This window comes from Mycobacterium sp., from assembly GCF_035274705.1.
Classification (GTDB): domain Bacteria; phylum Actinomycetota; class Actinomycetes; order Mycobacteriales; family Mycobacteriaceae; genus Mycobacterium.
In genome coordinates this window covers 18,285-35,908 of the sequence record NZ_DATENY010000088.1, presented here as the reverse complement: position 1 = coordinate 35,908, position 17,624 = coordinate 18,285, and the positions used below count along the sequence as shown (strand labels likewise).

At 63.0% G+C, this 17,624-nt stretch carries 15 protein-coding genes and 1 pseudogene; 11 read left to right on the top strand and 5 right to left on the bottom strand.

Translation table 11 applies throughout. The annotated features are described in order from the left end of the window. Positions 1-358: 358 nt before the first annotated feature. A complete protein-coding gene (locus VJV41_RS18895; protein ID WP_325336429.1) occupies positions 359-1,309 on the top strand; it encodes a helix-turn-helix domain-containing protein in 951 nt (316 codons plus the stop codon). A 194-nt stretch (positions 1,310-1,503) separates the two neighbouring features. Here the strand turns inward: VJV41_RS18895 and VJV41_RS18890 are convergent, their stop codons facing one another. Continuing rightward, positions 1,504-2,127, bottom strand: coding sequence for a flavin reductase family protein (locus tag VJV41_RS18890; protein ID WP_325336427.1), 624 nt, complete (start codon positions 2,125-2,127; stop codon positions 1,504-1,506). A 125-nt stretch (positions 2,128-2,252) separates the two neighbouring features. Here VJV41_RS18890 and VJV41_RS18885 point away from each other — a divergent pair, with 125 nt between their 5' ends. From VJV41_RS18885 to VJV41_RS18845, 9 genes are all read left to right on the top strand, one after another. Further along, positions 2,253-3,206 carry a LysR family transcriptional regulator gene (locus tag VJV41_RS18885; RefSeq protein ID WP_325336425.1) on the top strand — a complete coding sequence of 318 codons (954 nt, stop codon included), beginning with the start codon at positions 2,253-2,255 and terminating at the stop codon, positions 3,204-3,206. A gap of 570 nt (positions 3,207-3,776) precedes the next feature. Beyond that, the gene (locus tag VJV41_RS18880; protein WP_325336423.1) at positions 3,777-5,210 is read left to right on the top strand and encodes an aromatic ring-hydroxylating dioxygenase subunit alpha; all 1,434 of its coding nucleotides are present in this window, start codon (positions 3,777-3,779) and stop codon (positions 5,208-5,210) included. A gap of 356 nt (positions 5,211-5,566) precedes the next feature. After that, positions 5,567-5,902 carry a 2Fe-2S iron-sulfur cluster-binding protein gene (locus tag VJV41_RS18875; protein ID WP_325336421.1) on the top strand — a complete coding sequence of 112 codons (336 nt, stop codon included), beginning with the start codon at positions 5,567-5,569 and terminating at the stop codon, positions 5,900-5,902. A 14-nt stretch (positions 5,903-5,916) separates the two neighbouring features. After that, complete coding sequence (locus tag VJV41_RS18870) at positions 5,917-7,218, top strand: LLM class flavin-dependent oxidoreductase (protein ID WP_325336419.1); 1,302 nt, start codon at positions 5,917-5,919, stop codon at positions 7,216-7,218. Next, positions 7,218-8,036 carry an alpha/beta hydrolase gene (locus tag VJV41_RS18865; protein WP_325336417.1) on the top strand — a complete coding sequence of 273 codons (819 nt, stop codon included), beginning with the start codon at positions 7,218-7,220 and terminating at the stop codon, positions 8,034-8,036. The genes VJV41_RS18870 and VJV41_RS18865 overlap by 1 nt, the downstream gene beginning before the upstream one ends. Positions 8,037-8,113: 77 nt before the next feature. Further along, the gene (locus VJV41_RS18860) at positions 8,114-9,067 is read left to right on the top strand and encodes a thiamine pyrophosphate-dependent dehydrogenase E1 component subunit alpha (protein ID WP_325336415.1); all 954 of its coding nucleotides are present in this window, start codon (positions 8,114-8,116) and stop codon (positions 9,065-9,067) included. Beyond that, positions 9,064-10,083: an alpha-ketoacid dehydrogenase subunit beta gene (locus VJV41_RS18855; protein WP_325336413.1), complete on the top strand. Its 1,020-nt coding sequence runs from the start codon at positions 9,064-9,066 to the stop codon at positions 10,081-10,083. Before VJV41_RS18860 ends, VJV41_RS18855 begins: the two co-directional genes overlap by 4 nt. After that, positions 10,080-10,778, top strand: a complete 699-nt coding sequence (locus VJV41_RS18850) for a 2-oxo acid dehydrogenase subunit E2 (RefSeq protein WP_325336411.1) — start codon at positions 10,080-10,082, stop codon at positions 10,776-10,778. Before VJV41_RS18855 ends, VJV41_RS18850 begins: the two co-directional genes overlap by 4 nt. A gap of 14 nt (positions 10,779-10,792) precedes the next feature. Beyond that, the gene (locus VJV41_RS18845; protein ID WP_325336409.1) at positions 10,793-11,029 is read left to right on the top strand and encodes a biotin/lipoyl-containing protein; all 237 of its coding nucleotides are present in this window, start codon (positions 10,793-10,795) and stop codon (positions 11,027-11,029) included. Between the two features lie 179 nt (positions 11,030-11,208). On the opposite strand, the gene VJV41_RS18840 is transcribed toward VJV41_RS18845, so the two are convergent. From VJV41_RS18840 to VJV41_RS18825, 4 genes and pseudogenes are all read right to left on the bottom strand, one after another. Next, positions 11,209-13,026, bottom strand: a complete 1,818-nt coding sequence (locus VJV41_RS18840; RefSeq protein ID WP_325336407.1) for an FAD-dependent monooxygenase — start codon at positions 13,024-13,026, stop codon at positions 11,209-11,211. Positions 13,027-13,039: 13 nt separating this feature from the next. Continuing rightward, positions 13,040-14,854, bottom strand: a complete 1,815-nt coding sequence (locus VJV41_RS18835; protein WP_325336405.1) for an FAD-dependent monooxygenase — start codon at positions 14,852-14,854, stop codon at positions 13,040-13,042. Positions 14,855-15,008: 154 nt separating this feature from the next. Further along, positions 15,009-16,112: an LLM class flavin-dependent oxidoreductase gene (locus tag VJV41_RS18830; protein ID WP_325336403.1), complete on the bottom strand. Its 1,104-nt coding sequence runs from the start codon at positions 16,110-16,112 to the stop codon at positions 15,009-15,011. Between the two features lie 221 nt (positions 16,113-16,333). Further along, positions 16,334-16,789 (bottom strand): annotated as a pseudogene (locus VJV41_RS18825) (HoxN/HupN/NixA family nickel/cobalt transporter); the annotation flags it as partial. Positions 16,790-16,967: 178 nt separating this feature from the next. On the opposite strand from VJV41_RS18825, the gene VJV41_RS18820 reads away from it, so the two are divergent. Further along, complete coding sequence (locus VJV41_RS18820; protein WP_325336401.1) at positions 16,968-17,513, top strand: quercetin 2,3-dioxygenase; 546 nt, start codon at positions 16,968-16,970, stop codon at positions 17,511-17,513. Positions 17,514-17,624: the final 111 nt, after the last annotated feature.

The window sequence follows — 17,624 nt, the reverse complement described above, 5'->3', positions numbered from 1 at the left end:
CAGTCTGCGGATTCCCACTACGCGAGTAACGGCTCACTGTATGTTGAGTCTTGCTGTTCACAACCCAAAGTGCCACTGTCACCTAGCGAGTCAGCGCTCGCATCCGGGGATGGCGATGCTGTCGAGGAAAAAGGAGTGGTTTTCTGTGATGGACCCGAGCAGCCGTAGTAAAACAGCAGGCAGGTCCACGTTCGGGCTTGCCAGGAACCTTCCAGGATTTCGACACGCTCCCGCTGAGTAATCCCTCGAGCCAACCGAACATTCCACCTCGCGCGCCCATAATGGAGCTCGAACCCTTGCGATGGACGGTTTGCCGACGACGGGGTTCGATACGTGGCGCACATCTAGGGGAGCGCTAATGACCACTGTGCAGACAATGTCTTTTCATGCACCGGGCGGTGCCCGTCAGTGGATCACGCTGATGTCCGAGGCGTTCCCTCATACCGGGTTCCAGGTGGTCAAGGAGCCCTTCTCCGCCACCGTCGCCATTCGTGAACTCGGGCCTGTCCGCGTGAGCGAAATGACGACCAACGCCACGTGCTACTTGCGCTCCGACCGCTATGTCGACCCCGTCGGGCCACCATCCGTCTATGTCGCATCCGCGATCGAGGGCGATATTCAGGTCCAGCAGATGGGTCGCTCGGCGACACTGCGGCCCGGCCAAACTGCGGTGATGGGGCTACAGCAGCCCGCTTGCGCCCGACTGTCCCCCGGGTGTCGAGCAATGGCGATCGAGATTCCCCGTAACCTTGTCCACTTCAGCACCGCGGAGCTGGTCGACGTCGTTGCGACCGCATTACGTGGCGAGCTCGTGGACATCATTCGTGACCTCGCCCAATCGTTACTTGTCATGCGTTCGGAAATGACCATCGACCAGAGTGCCGATTGCGGTTCCACCCTCGTGAGTCTTGCGGCCGCGCTCGTGCGCCAACTGCACGCGGAGCGCAGCCATGAGGAGTCCGGGATGATCGACAGAGTCAAGATGTACATAGACCGCCGTCTGGCCGACCCGGCATTGAGTCCACCGACTGTTGCCGCCGGGATGCACATCTCGCTGCGCTTTCTTCATCGACTCTTCGAGGGCGAACCGGAGACCGTGACCGCGTACATCCGCCGCCGCAGGCTCGAAGGCATCCGCGAGGACCTCGCGAATCCCGAACTCGCACGGCTGACCGTCAGTGAAGTGGCAGCGCGATGGGGACTGATCGACCCTTCCCGATTCGGGCAGTTGTTCCGCCGAACGTTTGGCGAAGCCCCGTCGCAGTTCCGGCGCCAGCTCCTAGCGCCCGAACTGGCTGGACAGCTCTGAGCGCAACAGGATTGGCACGCCGACGCACGGCCTCGGCATGAGACGTGGTCGTGTCACCTCGCAAAAATATGACGCACGGCAACCTGCTTTCGCCCCTCGCGGGTCGCCGGCGGCGACGGGCCGGTCGGCCTCACGGCCTGTGAGGGATAAACCTAAAGCCAGCGTCGGTGTTCCGAGGTGCGAAAATCCTCGGGTCACCCCACCTCAACGTGGTCGAAGATCCGGCGTGCGGCGCCCACCCATTTCGGCATCGGGGGGCCGTCGAGGCTATCGACCATTGGGCCGTCCAGCAACGGCAGGCCGGTCGACATGAATCGGCCATCGGTGAATACCAGCGGCGCCCCCGCACGGGCTTCGGCGCCGACGACTTCGCCCAGCTGCAGAACGTGGTCGCCGCCGTCATAGCGGCGCCATGGCCGGCATACGAAGAGCGCTACGGAGTCCGCCAGGGTCGGCACGCCCTCGCCATGCTCTGCGATCTGCCAACGGAGCAGGCAACCCGGCATTGGGCGACCAGCGAACTGGGAGGCGATGTCGGTTTGATCAGAGCGCAAGACATTGACCGCGAACGGTCGGTTCTCCAAAGCAGCGCAGATCTGCGCTTCGCGGGCTAGGGACACGAGGATCAACGGCGGATCAATCGAGACCGACGAGAAGGAGTTGACGGTGGCCCCGCGGGGACCGTCGTCGGCCTGATACGTCACGACTGTGACGCCGGTGCTGAACCGTCCCAGGCAGCGCCGAAACTCCCGCGCGCCCATGTCGCCCGGCGACGCAACCACTGCGGGCCGTGCTCGTGATGGCTCTGTCCGGTTCACTCGTCGACCTCCTCTTAGCGAACGTGAAGAGTCTTACACGGTGAAATACGGTGTGTGAAAGACTAGATTGTCCCTCTATTCAGACACTGCACATCTAAATTGCGGTAGAAGCATCCGGAGAAGCGATGGAAGTACGCCATATGCGCGCCTTCATGGCCGTTGCCGAAGAGCGGAACTTCACCCGCGCCGCCCGCCGGCTGAACATGGCGCAGTCACCACTGTCCCAGCAGATCCGCGCCCTGGAGCGCGAGATCGGCGTGTCGTTGTTCACCCGCACAACACGCACCGTCTCGATGACCTATCCCGGTGAAGTGCTCTACAAGCGGGTCGCTGAACTGCTCGCGTTGGCCGATGACGCAGTGGAAGCGAGCCGCAAGGCTGCCCGCGGCCATTTGGGCCAGTTGTCCATAGGGTTCACGGGCTCGGCAACCCATGAACTGCTGCCGCCGTTGGTCCGCGCGTATGCAGACCGGTACCCCGATGTCACACTCGATGTCCGTAGCGATCTCACCACCCCGGTACAGGTCGAGCAGTTGCTGACTGGCGAATTGGCGGTCGGCGTTCTGCGACCGCCGGTGGTGGCGAACGGTCTCGCGGTCGAAACCATCCGACATGAGCCGGTGGTCGTGCTGCTCGCCAATCGGCACCACAGAACGGTTGATCGGGACATCGACCTAGCAGACCTGAGGGACGAATGGTTTATCTCGCTTCCCGACAACCCGCCTGCCACAATGTATTCGCTCATGTTGACTGCTTGCCGTGCGGCAGGCTTTGTTCCAAAAATTCGCCAAACGGTCTCTGACAGCACAGCCCTGGTGGCACTCGTAGCCGGCGATATGGGGATTGCGCTGGTTCCGGCGTCAATGCGCCATTTTGCGATCAGTGGTGCAACATTTCGACCGCTTCGTGCACCTGGGGTCACGGTCTCGCTGGCGCTGGCTTACCGTGAGTCCAACGTCACGCCCTTGATTCGCCAATTCTTGGAAACCGCTCGCACAGTCGTCCAGAGCCGGACAACTGCCGAACCTCCGGCCCTATCAACACCTTACGAGGACTCGCGGTACTCCATCGGCTTCTAAAGGACGTGCGCACCGGACTGAGCACCGGCGCTGTCGTCGTCTACGCGAACGGGACGCGCATCGTGTTTCGTGCGCTCGGTCAGGGCTGCGTGGCGGCGGATTGCGCCCTCCATCGCTGTCGGCGGCGGCGTCACGAGGTGTTACCGCCCAGCCGACTCTCACGATCTGGCCGGCCTTGGGCACTCTGAATTGCAGTCGGCGAGCCGATCAACTCCGACGCGTGATGGTGTCGTCGAGATGCCGTCAGCAGCAAGCTAATTCGAGGTTCCCCGCCTGGAGATGGATCGACACCGGCACCGGTGATCACACCACCCTCCGGGCGCGGACGAGACCCAACTCGTTGTCCAGCAATCCGTCTCGATTACCCGGCGCTGTCAGCGTGACCACATGCGACGCCTGTGGCAAGAAGTCGTCGAGGTGTCGACGGACCGTTTGAGCGACCCGCGTCAATCCTGGCGGACACCCGGCAGTTTTGGCACCGAGCGAAGACATAGTTGGCACGCATTCGCGAGACCCCGGCCACAAACGTGACGAAAGTGGTGTCAATCGTATGGATGGAAAGGATCCCCAATGACAGCGACTCTGAGAGGCGACGTCGGTTTCGACTTCGACGAGTACCGGGTGGGCAAATATGGGCCAACCACACTGCCAACGTCACGCTTCACCTCGCGAGAATTCCTCGAACTTGAGAACCGGAAACTGTGGCCGTATGTCTGGCAACTTGTGTGTCGGGAAGATGAGATTCCCAAGGTCGGTGATTACCTTGAATATGCCATCGGTGACTACACCGTCCTTGTCATTCGTAGCGACGCGAACACCATTAAGGCCTTGAGTAACACCTGCCTCCACCGGGGCAGGCAGCTACGGGAAGGCCGGGGTAACGCCAAGGAAATCCGTTGCGCCGCTCATTCGTGGCGGTACAACCTCGATGGCTCCATCAAGGAAGCGGTCGACTCCGAGGATTTCGAACCAGGCCTCATGGAGCCGGCTTGCCTCCAGCTGCCGGAGTACAAGATCGATACGTGGGCCGGATGGGTATTTATCAACCTAGATCCCAATGCGGCGCCACTGATGGAATTCCTCGATCCTGTTCCGCGGTGGCTTGGCTTCCTCACCGGAATGGCGGATTGGTCGACGCTGCGGCGTCGCACGACCATCATGCACTGCAACTGGAAGACGGGCATCGACGCTTTCCGCGATATTTACCACCTTCCGAGCGTCCACTCACAAAGCCAGTTGTTTGCCTCCGATCTACCGACCACTGAGGAAGAGGCCGCGAGCTATAAGCTCACTCTCTATCCGAAGGGCCACGGTTGGTTGGGGCCGGACCTGGGGGAACCGGGGGAGGCCCTCGCGGCGCTCATACCGCGGATCAGCCCGCGTCTTGGCGCTGCCGCAGACCCAAGAGCTGACGTGGAGGAAACGCTCCGCGGCATGATGGCGATGTTGGTCGAAATCGACGACTTCTTCGGTATGGGTAATCAAGACGTGGTCGATGCCATGGCCGTCGAGCTGAGTAAGCAATACCCCATCGATGGCACCGACGCAGACCGCCTCGCCTGGTGGGCTGATCTGACGCGGAAACAGCAAGCACCAAGAGGGCTGGACCTTTCGAGCTTCACGGACACTGAGCTACTGACCACACGGTGGGGCACCATTTTCCCCAACATCTGGGTCGCAAACTGTGGGGTGACGGGCGGCGATTTCTTTACCTTCCGTCCAAACGGCACGGATCCCGACACTTGCATCTTCGAGGAGTGGTTCGTGGGGCTTGCGGCGGATAGCGAAGCGGCGAAGAAGCACCGAATGAAGCCAGAATTTTATGCCGACTTTAGTGACAACGAGAAGAATTGGGGTCGCTTCTTGTTGCAGGATCTCGGGAACACAAAATATATGCAGCGGGGCCTGCACAATCCTACGCAAAAGTTCATGCGGCTCGGAGTCAAGGACGATTTCATTGCCAATGGTCATGTCGCGATCGACAAATATCTGACCAGCGAATAGCAGTTTCCCCGATGCAGGAATTTGACAGAGGAAGAAAAGGGACGATGACAGAACGGTGGAAGGTAGTCGTGGGAGAGGAGATGGAGCGTTGGGCAGATCGGTTCGCGCTTCTCCTCGATCCAGCCTCGGAATCGTGGGTCGAAGCTCCGGACGGCATCATTCCTGGCTTTCGGCGGACGGTCTTCTCGACAGAGGCTGAGGCCAATGCTGCGGCCAGACGTCTCAGGGCGTATGGCTATGTGACCGCGACGGAGCCGGCTGATTGATGTAGTCCGGCTTCACGGCCATGCCCGGCGGCTACGCGCGTCTCCCCAATAACCGAGGTAACAAAAGACCTTCAACAGGAAGGATGTCCAATGGTCGCGGTACGCGTGGAGCCCCTCGGTGCCGTTTTGGACGTGCTCGACGGCGAGACACTCATTGAGGCGGCATGGCGTCAAGGCTATTACTGGCCAACGATTTGCCAGGGAAAGGCCCGGTGCACTCAGTGTTCCGTTGAGGTCATCGAGGGGCTGGACAATCTCGGCCAGCCCGATCGAGATGAGCTGGTAACCCTGCAACTTCGACTAGCACTACAACTGAACCGATTGCGGGATCGGCTGCGCCTGGCCTGTTGTGTCAGGCCAACCGGCGATGCCGTCGTCAACAAGGCCGGCGTTCGTTACACCGGCGACCATCCGCAGAACAATTAGAAAGCGGAAAGTAAATGAAGATAACGCTTTTCGAGCAGGCCCCGTACCGGTACATGCCTGATGATTTCGCGCAGCACTACGAGTCGGTGAACACCACGCCGTACTCGTTGACCACCCCTGACGGTGTGTACTCGTCGATGCGGGATTTCATGGACGAGCTGATGCTCGGCGCTAGGTCGGGATTCGATGGAATCACGATGACCGAGCATGCCCAGTCTTCGTATGACTTAACCCCTAACCCTGATCTGATGCTCAGTGCACTGGGGTATATGACCGAAACCGAGGGTCTAGACGTTGCGATTTTCCCGATGGGCCGGGTCCTGGGTAAGGCGCGCGAACCTGTTCGGGTAGCCGAGGAATATGCATTACTCGACGTTCTTTCCGGTGGGCGCTTGGTCGCGGGCTTTCCGATCGGGCTGCATTACGACGCCGCGCTCTGTAATGGCATTGCGCCCATCGAGATTCGTCCGCGCTTCGACGAGAATCTCGAGCTGATCCTGCGTGCATGGAACGACCCGGAACCCTTCGCGCACAACGGACGGTTCAGTCAGTATCCGCAGGTGAACATCTGGCCTCGCCCGCTGCAGCAGAATGTCCCGGTGTGGATCACCGGGATTGGCAACCCGCGCACCATGCAGATGTGTCTTGAGCGCAACTTTGGCTTCAACTACTTGAGTTGGTTTGGTGCCAAGCTGACAGGAAAGCGGATCTTCGACCGCCTCTGGGACATCGCCGACCAAGTCGGTGTGCCGCGAAATCCCTACCGGCTGGGATTCCTTCAGACCATCGCCGTGGCAGAAACCGACGAGCGAGCGGAAATTGAGTATGCCAAGCATGTGGAGTATTGCTTCCATACGGGTCTGGGAAGCGTCCCACTGCACAAGATCGCCATGCCGGGTGGCATCGATATCCGTGGTGTGGAGGCCATAGTCAAAGATCCGGGAGATTTTGGTATCTACCAATACACGAGTGCGGCCCCCTTCCGTGACCTCGTCGATTCGGGTGCGGTCATTTGCGGTAGTCCGGCGACCGTGCGCGAGCAGATACGCGACTTTTGCAGCCAGTACGGCATCGGCGTCCTGCATGCGATGCTGGGCTTCGGGTCGCTGCCGCGGGATCTCGCGATGAAGAACATCCAACTGTTCGCCGAGGAGGTCGCGCCTTACCTGCGTGATCTATGGACCGATACCGAGTATGCGAATCATTGGTGGCCTCAACGCCTCGGAGGTGACCCGACGCCCGTCACGTCCGGGATCAGCGCATCGGAGAGCTCTGCGGCACAGCCGAAGACGACAAAGAGTGAGGTTGCAGTCTGATGACAACGACTGAAGAACAGGGTCCGGTCATCACCGAGGAAGCGGTCCCGGTTTGGAACGGCAGGTTGACCATCCGCGTCAAGGTGGCCGGCGCGGGGGCGCCGGTGGTTTACCTTCACCCGGCCGGAGGCCTCCGGTGGGATCCCTTCCTATCCCATATAGCGCACGACCACACCGTGTACGCGATCGAGTTTCCCGGCACCAGCACCGGAGACCCGTACGCAATCCACCTCGTCGATCGGCTGTCTGATGTGGTGCTGATCTATGAGGAAGTTCTGCGCACACTCGGACTGATCCGACCGGTGATCATTGGGCAGTCGTTCGGCGGGATGCTCGCCGCAGAACTCGTCGCTGCTTACCCGGACATTGCCAGCAGGGTCGTCTTGCTCGACCCACTCGGCCTTTGGCGGGAGGACTTGCCAATTGCAAACTGGCTCGCGACTGCTCCAACGGAGATGCCCGCCTTGTTGTTCCATGACCCGACGGGCCCGGTGGCCCAGGCCATGCTCACGCCACCCGAGGACCCCGATATCGCAGCAGCGGCGATTGCGGCGCAAACGTGGGCGATCGGATCCACCGGCAAGTTCGTCTTTCCGATACCGGAGCGGGGCCTACGGGCCCGCCTGCACCGGGTGACTGCGCCAGTACTGGTCGTGTGGGGTCGTCATGACAACCTCATTCCTGCTGACTACGCCGAAGAGTGGAAGAAGGAATTGGCCGACGTCCGGATCGCGATCATCGATGACTGCGGGCACGTTCCGCAGGCGGAGAAGCTGGAAGAGACGCTGACAGTTGTCGAGAAGTTCCTGACAGCGTAGGGGATACCGTACTCCGCCTTCAGAGACGCGGTGGTCTGGTCGGCGAGCGATACCAACAAAGACGCAAGGAGTTCGACGTGACTGTCGTGCGGCGGGACGAGGCGCTGAAGCTGTACCACACGATGTGGATCTCGAGGGCGATCGAGCTGAAATGTGCCGAGTTGTCGGGACTTTGGTACCCGGCGATTGGCGAGGAAGCAGCCATCGTCGGCACGTATTGGTGTGCAGAGCCTGACGATGTCCTCTATCCGCACTACCGAGGATCGCTGGTCGTGCAGTGGATGCGGGGCCGACCGCTCGAGGACATTTTCCGGGTGATGCTGCACCGCCATGGCGCAGCATCGCGTGGCAGGCACGCGCCGCCGTTCGACGGGCACCCGGCCGGACTCGTCATGCCGTTCGCGAGCATCATGCTCGGGCCGAACATTGCGATGGCCGCCGGAACCGGTCTGGCGCTCAAACACCTTGGTAGCAGCGCGATCTCGATCTGCGCATTCGGTGACGGTACGTCCGGCACGGGCGACTTTCATGAAACGCTGAATATGGCCGCGGTTCTGCGATTGCCCACTGTGTTCGTCTGCCAGAACAATCAGTTCTCCATTTCCACCCACGCTGCCAAGGCATTGGCCGCGCCGATCCACGACTGGGCCAGCGGGTACGGCATCCCATCCGCGCTGGTCGACGGCAACGACGTCCTCGCTGTTATCGAGGCGGTTCGTGCCGCGGTCGCACACACCCGGGAGTCCGGGGGGCCCAGCTTCGTCGAACTCAGCACCTACCGCCGGACCGGTCACTTCGCGGCGGATCCGGCGCGTTACCGCGACCCCGAGGAACTGCATCGAGCAGAAGCTGCCGACCCGATCGCTGGTCTCGCCGAGTTCTTGACGCAGCGGCTGGAATTCGAATCTGAGGCGCTGGACACCGTCGCGCGTGAGGCGCAAGAGCATGTCGCCAACGCCCTAGAAGAGGCCCTCGGCGATCGTGAGCTGACCGCTGATGACCTCAATTTGACGGGAGTGTACGCCCGATGACCGCCGCAGGAACGCGCCCGGCTGCGCCCGATGCGCCTGTAAACGAGGAACAGCTGACCATCCGCGAGGCGGTGATCTCGGGCATCGCGGCCGAAATGCGCTCAGACCCGTCGATCATCCTGATCGGCCAAGACATCGGCGAGTTCGGCGGGCCACTGCAATGCACGGCCGGACTGCTCGCCGAGTTCGGGGTGGACCGAATGGTGCAGACCCCGATCTGCGAGTCATCGATGATGTCCATGGCTGTCGGTGCGGCCGCGTCGGGCCTGCGACCGGTGGTCGATCTGATGTTCTCCGACATGCTGCCGCTTGTCGCCGTTCCGCTGATCCAGACGGCCGCCAGCCTGCGCTACTTCACTGACGGTGCGCTGACGGCTCCGCTGGTTGTCCGCACCCGCGGCGGCGACGGCCCCTACCGCTCGCATCCACAGAACTATGAAGCGTTGTTCGCGCACTCACCGGGCCTGACAATCGTTCAGCCGAGCAACCCGCGCGACGCCAAGGGGCTCATTCAGAGCGCGATCCGCAGCGACGATCCGGTCATCTTCATCGAGAACATCTTTCTTTACAATGCCTTTCGCGATCCCGTCCCCGTCGGGGACGTCTCCGTCGAGATCGGTCGGGCCGATATCGTGCGTCCCGGTGACACGGTCACTGTCGTCGGTTACGGCCGTTCGGTACGCAGCGCGGTGCAAGCCGCTGAGGTGCTCGCCCAGGATGGGGTTGCGGTTGAGGTCATCGACCTGCGCACCCTGTATCCCTGGGACGAGAGCCTCGTCATGGATTCTGTGCAGCGCACCGGACGACTCGTCGTCGCGCATGAGGCATGGGAGACCGGCGGACTCGGTGCCGAGATCGTCGCGCGGGTCACGTCAGAGTGTTTCGAGGCGCTCGCTCGACCGCCTGTGCGGGTGGGTGCGCCCTCTATCCCGATCCCGTGGGCATCGGGCCTGCGTGATGCGACGCTCCCGACTGTCGGCCGGGTGGTCGATGCGATCCGGCAGGTGCTGAGGTGACGGCGGTGGTGTCGCCGTGGCCGGCGGGGGAGCACCGTGAGCGGCTTCGACCGATACAGCAGATGACTGCCGAACGGCTGCAGCGCGGTTGGCAAACCGTGGTGCCCGCCACGCTGATGACCGAGATCGATGCGAGTGGTCTTCTGGCCCGCCGCAATCAGTTGGCCGAGTCCGGCCGTCGTGCGGGGATCACTGCGATCGTGGCGGCTCGACTTGCGCGCGTCCTGGCCCGCCATCCGTCGGTCAACTGCCGGCTTGACGGTGAGGAGCTGGTGTCGTGGACCCAGGTCAACCTGGGGGTCGCAATCTCGGTCGGCGGCCGGGATCTCGTAGTAGGCGTGGTGGCCGGCGCGGACCGTTGCGACGAACCGGAACTCGGCGAGCGTATTACCGATCTGCAGCACCGAGCGCAAGGGCGCGGCCTACGTCCCCAGGACATCACCGGGGCGGCGGTGACGTTGTCGAGCGTTGGAATGCTGATCGACGACGTCGTCGGCACTCCGATCGTTCCCCCCGGCCAGACGGCCGTCGTCCTCGTGTCCGGGGTGACCGACAAGCCGATCGTGCGCGACGGCGTCGTCACCGCCGGGCCGGTGCTGCCAGTTAGCCTCACCGTCGACCATCGCATCGTCAACGGTGCGGCAATGGCGTCGTTCCTCACCGATCTATGTGCTGCCTTGCGGTCGGCGTCTTAGGAAGGAAAACGATTGTGCGTCAAGAGATTACCGTGCCTGAGCTGGGTGAGGGCGTCACCGACGGTTTCGTCGTTATGTGGCTCAAAGAGGTCGGCGAGCACGTCGAGGAGGGGGAGGGGCTCGTCGAGGTGATGACCGACAAGGCGAACGTGGAAGTGCCGGCACCCGTTGCCGGAAAACTGGTCGAGCTTCTCGTTGAGGCGGACACGCGGGTGAAGATCGACCAGGTCATCGCCGTGCTCGAGTGCTAGACGGCGGGGTGATCGGTGGTGTGGGAGCTCGGCTGGGGCGCCCGCCGGCGTGCTAGCGGACGGTCATAGCGCGAACGCCGCAGTCGGCGAGGCGGATTCGTTACCGCGAGGCCAGAGCCCCCAACACCCACAATGAGGTCGCCAACCTCGATCGTTTGCATGCGTGATGCGATGTCACCTCAATCGGTGTGTGCTACCAGTTGCTTCGCGCTTTTCGGTGCTGACTTGTCGAGATGCGCGGAGCGAGTTGTGTCGTTGTTCAAGGCCAGGGCTTGGCGAACAGCGGCGCGAAGTGCGTCCTCGGGATGGTCGGGTCGGGTGTGGGATCGCCAGGCGATGTGGCGGTCGGGGCGTACGAGTAGTGCGCCGCGGTCGTCGATTTCGCGCAGCGCTGCCCACTCGCCGAGAACGTCGTCGTATTCGCAGCGATATCCCACCGAATACACCGGAAGTTCGATGCCGAGTTCGGCGCTCACCGTGGCGGCGGCCTGGGCCCACGGCTCACCGCCGATGCCGACGATCACGCAGAAGCGGCCGTGGCCGGCCAGATCGAGTGTGGAGATCTTGCGGTGCTGGTGTTCGACCCAGGCGTGCGGCAGATAACCGCCCGGGTGCGTGGTCGGGTGGTAATACAACACCGGGTCGCGCGTCGGTTCCGGGAACGGTGTGCCGTCGTCGACCACCGCGCTGGAGGTGTAGCGCTGACCGAGCTCGACGCCGTTTGCGTTGGACCGGTAGTGCTGCAGGGCGACCGCGGCGGCCAGGCCCTCTCGCCGCTCGGCGGCGCCCGGTGCGTCGGAGGCCAGCTCGTTTAACGACGCCCAGGCTGTCTCGCGCGATTGTTCCCGCCGCAGCTCGAGCGCCTCCACGGCAGCGCCTTGGTTCTTCAGGTTCTGTATCGCCCGATCGACGATCTGCTTACCGATGGGCTGGCGTTCTTCGTGGTAGCTGTCGAGCAGGCCCTCGCCGGCGCGCCCCGACAGCACAAGGGCCAGTTTCCAGGCCAGGTTGTAGGCGTCCTGAATCGAGGTATTACTCCCGAGCCCGCCGGCCGGCGGATGGCGATGCGCCGCGTCGCCGGCCAAAAACACCCGTCCGAGGCGATATTCCTTGGCCACCACGTTATTGACCTGCCACTTGCTCACGCCCTTCAGTTTGATTTGGGCGCTCGGATCGCCGATCAACGTGCGGGCGAAGTTCACCACCGCATCGTCGGAAGTGTCGGGCTCACCCTGCGACGGGTCGTACTCACGCACCAGCACCCAGTCGCTGAACGGGCGGACACAGATGAAGGTGCCAGAGCCCACCCAGGAATCCGCGCCGGGCTGCAGCATCGTGTAGATCACTCCGGGCCGGTAGGCGGCGTGCTCGGCCAGGTCGACCTCGATCCACATGTTGACCATGTGCTTGAGCGCGGCCTGGCCGTCGAAAGCGATTCCGAGCTGGTCGGCTACTCGTGAACGGCCGCCGTCCGCGCCGATCGCATACCGAGCGCGGACGAAGTACTCCTCACCCGTCGCCAGTTCGCGCACGCGAGCCAGCACAGCGTGCCTGGACTGCTCGATCTGGAGCAGCTCATGGGAGAACCGGACGTCGGCACCCCGCTCGACCGCCGCGGTCAGCAGCACGGGCTCGAGCACGTGCTGCGGCGCATTGACCAGCTCACACGGGCTGGACGCTGCGTAATCCGCGGCACGTGGACCAGTGCCATACGACCGATACCGGTAGATCTCCATCCCAGTGAAGCTTGTCGCCAGGACATTGTGGTTGACGGTGCGCAGTGGAACACCGACCGCACGCACCCGCTCCTCGATGTCGAGATCACGGAAGATCTCGACGGTGCGCTGGTTGGTGATGTGCGAGCGCGGCTGGGGCGCGACCCCGGGGTGGCGGGCGATCGTGATCGCGCGAACGCCGTAGTCCGCGAGGAGGATCGACGCGGTGAGGCCGGTTACACCGGCTCCCACGATGAGGACGTCAGTTTCGATCGTGCGCATGAATGATGTCACCTCAGTTGGCCGCGTGTGCGACGACTTCTTGGGGGGCACTTGGGGCCGGCTTGTTGATCTGCTCGGGATTGGTTGTCGGGTCCTCCAAGGCGAGGGCTTGGCGGACGGCGGCGCGGAGTGTGTCTTCGGGATGGTCGGGTCGGGTGTGGGATCGCCAGGCGATGTGGCGATCGGGGCGTACTAGTAGTGCGCCGCGGTCGTCGATTTCGCGTACTGCTGCCCAGTCGCCGAGGACGTCGTCGTATTCGCAGCGATATCCCACCGAATACACCGGAAGTTCGATGCCGAGTTCGGCGCTCACGGTTGCTGCTGCTTCGGTCCAGGGTTGACCGCCGATGCCGACGATCAGGCAGAAGCGGCCGTGGCCGGCCAGATCGAGTGTGGAGATCTTGCGGTGTTGGTGTTCGACCCAGGCGTGCGGCAGGTAGCCGCCGGGGTGTGTGGTCGGGTGGTAGTACAGCTCGGGGTCGCGCGTCGGTTCCGGAAATGGTGTGCCGTCGTCGATCACCGCGCTGGAGGTGTAGCGCTGACCGAGTTCGACGCCGTTTGCGTTGGACCGGTAGTGCTGCAGGGCGACCGCGGCGGCCAGGGCCTCTCGCCGTTCGGCGGCACCCGGTGCGTCGGAGGCCAGCTCGTTCAACGACGCCCAGCCCTCCTCGGGTGATTGCCCGCGGCGCAGCCCCAGCGCGGCGATCGCGGCTGCCTGATTCTCGACGCTCTTCATCGCCCGATCGACGATCTGCTTGCCGATGGGCTGGCGTTCTTCGTGGTAGCTGTCGAGCAGGTCCTCGCCGGCTCGCCCGGACAGCACGAAGGCCAGTTTCCAGGCCAGGTTGTACGCGTCCTGAATCGAGGTATTGCTGCCGAGGCCGCCGGCTGGCGGGTGGCGGTGGGCCGCGTCGCCCATCAAGAACACCCGTCCGCGGCGGTACTCCTTGGCGACCACGTTGTTGACCTGCCACTTGCTGGTGCCCTTGACGCGTACCTGCGCGTCGGGGTCGCCGATCAATGTGCGGGCGAAGTCCACCACCGCATCGTCGGAAGTGTCGGGCTCACCCTGCGACGGGTCGTATTCACGCGTCAGCATCCAGTCGTTCCACGGGCGAACGCAAAGGGCCATCCCGGAGCCCACCCAGGAGTCACTGCCAGGCTGCATGATCAGGTAGATCACGCAGGGTCGGTGCGCGGTGTAGGACGCCAGGTCGACCTCGATCCACATGTTGAGCATGTGTTTGAGAGCCGACTGCCCCTCGAACCGGAAGCCCAGCTGTTCGGCGATCCGCGAGCGGCCACCGTCCGCGCCGATCACGTAGCGCGACCGAACGAGGTACTCACCCTGCGGTCCCCGCACTCGCGACAGCACCGAGTCCTCAGACTGCGTCACGTCCAGGAGCTCATTGGAATACCGGATGTCAGCGCCGCGCTCGGCCGCCGCCTCGACGAGCTCAGGCTCGAGCAGGTGCTGGGCCGCGTCGTAGCCGTCGCATGGGCTGGCTGCGGCGTAGTCGGCCATCCGCGCCCCTGTCCCATAGGAGGGGTAGCGGAAAATCTCCTGGCCCGCGAAGCTCGTCGCGAGCACGTTGTTGCCCAACGTTTTCAGCGGGATGCCAACCTTGCGGAGCCGGTCTTCGATACCCAGGTCACGGAAGACCTCGACCGTCCGCTGGTTGGTGATCGTCGCGCGAGGCTGAGGCGCTGTGCCCGGGTGACGCGAGATGGTGATGGCCGGTACCCCGAGCATCCCGAGAAAAGCAGAGGCCGCCAGACCCGCGGGACCCGCACCCACTACAAGGACGTCGGTTTCGACAGTGTGCATTGTGTTCCTCCGGCCACTACTCGAGCCACCACCGATTCATGTCGGCGGCGCTGCTGCCTGTTCGGCGAATCGCGGGGCGCGATCCCTGTGTGCTGTCTAACAATCCGCGCGGACCTACTGCCAGCGCCTCGTTCCGTTGGGTGGACGCTCTAGATCAGGCCACTGCCGGTGCCATCAGCGGCATGAGCTGCTCCTCGACTGCGAGAACGCTCTCGCGGAAGACACCGGGCGGGATGCACAGGCTCACGTTCTTCAGACCCGCGGCCTCCATCCGGCCCAGGCGGTCGGCGATCTCGTCAGCCGTCCCGGTGAGCGAGATGTCGCGGACAATCTGCTCGGTGAGAACGGCGGCCTCACCGTCGAGCAGGTAGGCCAAATGCCCGGCGTGCACCGCCTGGTAGAAGCGCTCGCGCGGGACGTCAAGGCGCGAGAGCACCTCGCGTTCGTAGACGTCGAGCCGTTCGCACACGTGTGGGGGGAAGAACTGCGCGATTTCGGGGTTACAGGCATACGAGTGGAACGCGAACATCGCGATCGGCCCCGTATGTTGCAGTGCGCGTGGCGAAATGGCCGATTCACCCGGCTCGAGAATGCACATGGCGGTCGTCCAGATCGTGTACGCGTCGTCGAAGTTGCGGCCGTGCTCGTGCGCGGCGGCACGTACCGCGGTGAGCGACCTTTCGAACACCTCTGGAGCGTCAGCCATCACGCTGCACGGCTGCAAGGTCGCGATCCATCCGTCGGAATGGGCGCCGGCGGTTTTCAGTGCCTTCGGGCCATCCGCGGCCATGTAGGCGGGAACCGGGTTCTCGAGGTTGTTGCGAATCTGGTCGGAATCGGTCATGCGGATAGCAGTCTCACGACCGTCGTGATTGTGCATGACCTCCCGGCCTGCCATGAGCTCTTTGACCTCACACATGTAATCGCGGACCCTCGAGGCGGCCATCGGAGGCAATCCCATTGCGCCGCGGCCGGTGTAGCCGGTGCCGGTTCCGAAGAAGACCCGTCCCGGAGCGAGCTGATTTAGCGACGTCAACGCCGAGGCGGTCGAGGTAGCACTTCGCATGGACGGGATATTGAGGAGCGTCCCGAGCTTCATGGTCGACGTCGCCTTGGCGGTCAGCGCCATGGCCACGAACGGATCGCCGCATATCACCGGGCTGTCGACGAATCCCGCCGAGTTGAAACCGTGTTGCTCTGCAAAGGCGGCGTCATCCCAGCACCCAGGCTGATTCAGCAGACACAGTCCGAAATCCATAAGGCTCTCCTCGGTGATAGGCCCCGACAACGCCATGTAACACCGATCACGTTCGTGCTTTCATGTGTCGCATCCCACTGGGTGGACCGGTCAGCCGACGGCAGGCAGTCAAGCCACGCTGTCGGCGAACACCATCAAGAAGGCCGTTGTTCTCTACGGTTTAGGTCGACGAGCGAGCGGTGGGCGACAGCCATGGCGACGCTGTCGTCGTGCAACTCCATTCAGCCGCCAAGCCGTTCGGGCAAGTTTCGTTGCCAGCGTTGTTCGACGTCAGTGAACCGCCACCACGCGATAGCACCCATCCAGGTAATAACGGAAACTCCGACGATGACATACCCGAGATCAGAGACGTCCAAATTGCCCACCCAGCCGATGAATCCCGCCTCGAAGTTCATCTTGTCGGCGACAATTGACACGATCTCTTGCCCCCCGATGAGCAACGCGACGGCTACCGACAGTTCGGTGATCACGAGGTTGTAGTAGATCTTTCGTGCCGGCTTCGCGGACGCCCAGTCGTAGGCATGGCTCATGAACGAGCCGTCGAGCGAATCCAGCAGCGCCATACCGGCCGAAAACAACACGGGCAGTGTAAGAATGGCGTTCCACGGCAACCTGGTCGCCGCAGCCCCGCCTGCGACCACTAATAGGCCGATCTCGGTGGCGGTATCGAAGCCGAGTCAAGCGCCCGAGCTTTCTTGCGTCGTTGGTACGCGTGCCTCGCTACCGGTGCCCAGCGGCCCAGTTCCGGTGGGCGGGACCTGCATCTTTCGCCGGTCGCCCAACCGAGACCACGCTGAGCAACGGGCACAACCTGATCCGTCAAGCCAGGTGCGGATCCTTGGAACGGAGGACCGGATGTCTGACATCGGTAGGAACCTTGGGGGATACGTCTCACTTGATGAAATCGGCAGGGGAGCTCCGTACATATTGAAGGCGGGGCAAGGTCAACACCGGCCGGTGCGCGGTTCCTTCCGGTCTTTGCTCGCCCGCGCCGAAGACACGAACGGGCATGTCGGGGTGGCGCTGTTGGGGGGTGATACCGCTGCGCCGACCGCGCCGCACTATCACAACAAAACGGTGGAGGCGGTCTACGTGCTGGACGGAATCGTGCGTGTGTGGCAGGACGACCAGAAGGGGACGCGGATAGTACGCGACCTTCATCCGGGTGACTTCGGTTTGCTTCCGCCGGGCTGGACGCATTCATGGGCCTTCGCCGCGGAGAGCACCCGATTCCTTTCGTGGTGTGCTCCCGGCGGGTTTGAGGGGATTTTCCACCATCTAGACCCGCAAACCATGACCAGCGCCGAGGGCTTGCATCAGACTGAAGCTCTGTTCGACGTCGTCTGGCTGCCCGAGTTTGAGATCGCCCTGCCCTCGGAGAACCCCGCGCGTACCGCCTAGTGGGGTGAGCGGCCAACTCAGGTTGGAGTGCGGCGCCGCAGCGGTATTACAAATGCGCTGTCGGCGCTTATCGATGTGGCTATACCTCGGAAATGGTGCGACGCACAGCCT

Excerpts from the sequence above, each read along its gene's own strand:
- VJV41_RS18895 (WP_325336429.1), top strand. The coding sequence starts at position 359 with ATGACCACTGTGCAGACAATGTCTTTTCATGCACCGGGCGGTGCCCGT.
- VJV41_RS18885 (WP_325336425.1), top strand. The coding sequence starts at position 2,253 with ATGGAAGTACGCCATATGCGCGCCTTCATGGCCGTTGCCGAAGAGCGG.
- VJV41_RS18880 (WP_325336423.1), top strand. The coding sequence starts at position 3,777 with ATGACAGCGACTCTGAGAGGCGACGTCGGTTTCGACTTCGACGAGTAC.
- VJV41_RS18875 (WP_325336421.1), top strand. The coding sequence starts at position 5,567 with ATGGTCGCGGTACGCGTGGAGCCCCTCGGTGCCGTTTTGGACGTGCTC.
- VJV41_RS18870 (WP_325336419.1), top strand. The coding sequence starts at position 5,917 with ATGAAGATAACGCTTTTCGAGCAGGCCCCGTACCGGTACATGCCTGAT.
- VJV41_RS18865 (WP_325336417.1), top strand. The coding sequence starts at position 7,218 with ATGACAACGACTGAAGAACAGGGTCCGGTCATCACCGAGGAAGCGGTC.
- VJV41_RS18855 (WP_325336413.1), top strand. The coding sequence starts at position 9,064 with ATGACCGCCGCAGGAACGCGCCCGGCTGCGCCCGATGCGCCTGTAAAC.
- VJV41_RS18840 (WP_325336407.1), bottom strand. The coding sequence starts at position 13,026 with ATGCGCACGATCGAAACTGACGTCCTCATCGTGGGAGCCGGTGTAACC.
- VJV41_RS18835 (WP_325336405.1), bottom strand. The coding sequence starts at position 14,854 with ATGCACACTGTCGAAACCGACGTCCTTGTAGTGGGTGCGGGTCCCGCG.
- VJV41_RS18830 (WP_325336403.1), bottom strand. The coding sequence starts at position 16,112 with ATGGATTTCGGACTGTGTCTGCTGAATCAGCCTGGGTGCTGGGATGAC.
- VJV41_RS18820 (WP_325336401.1), top strand. The coding sequence starts at position 16,968 with ATGTCTGACATCGGTAGGAACCTTGGGGGATACGTCTCACTTGATGAA.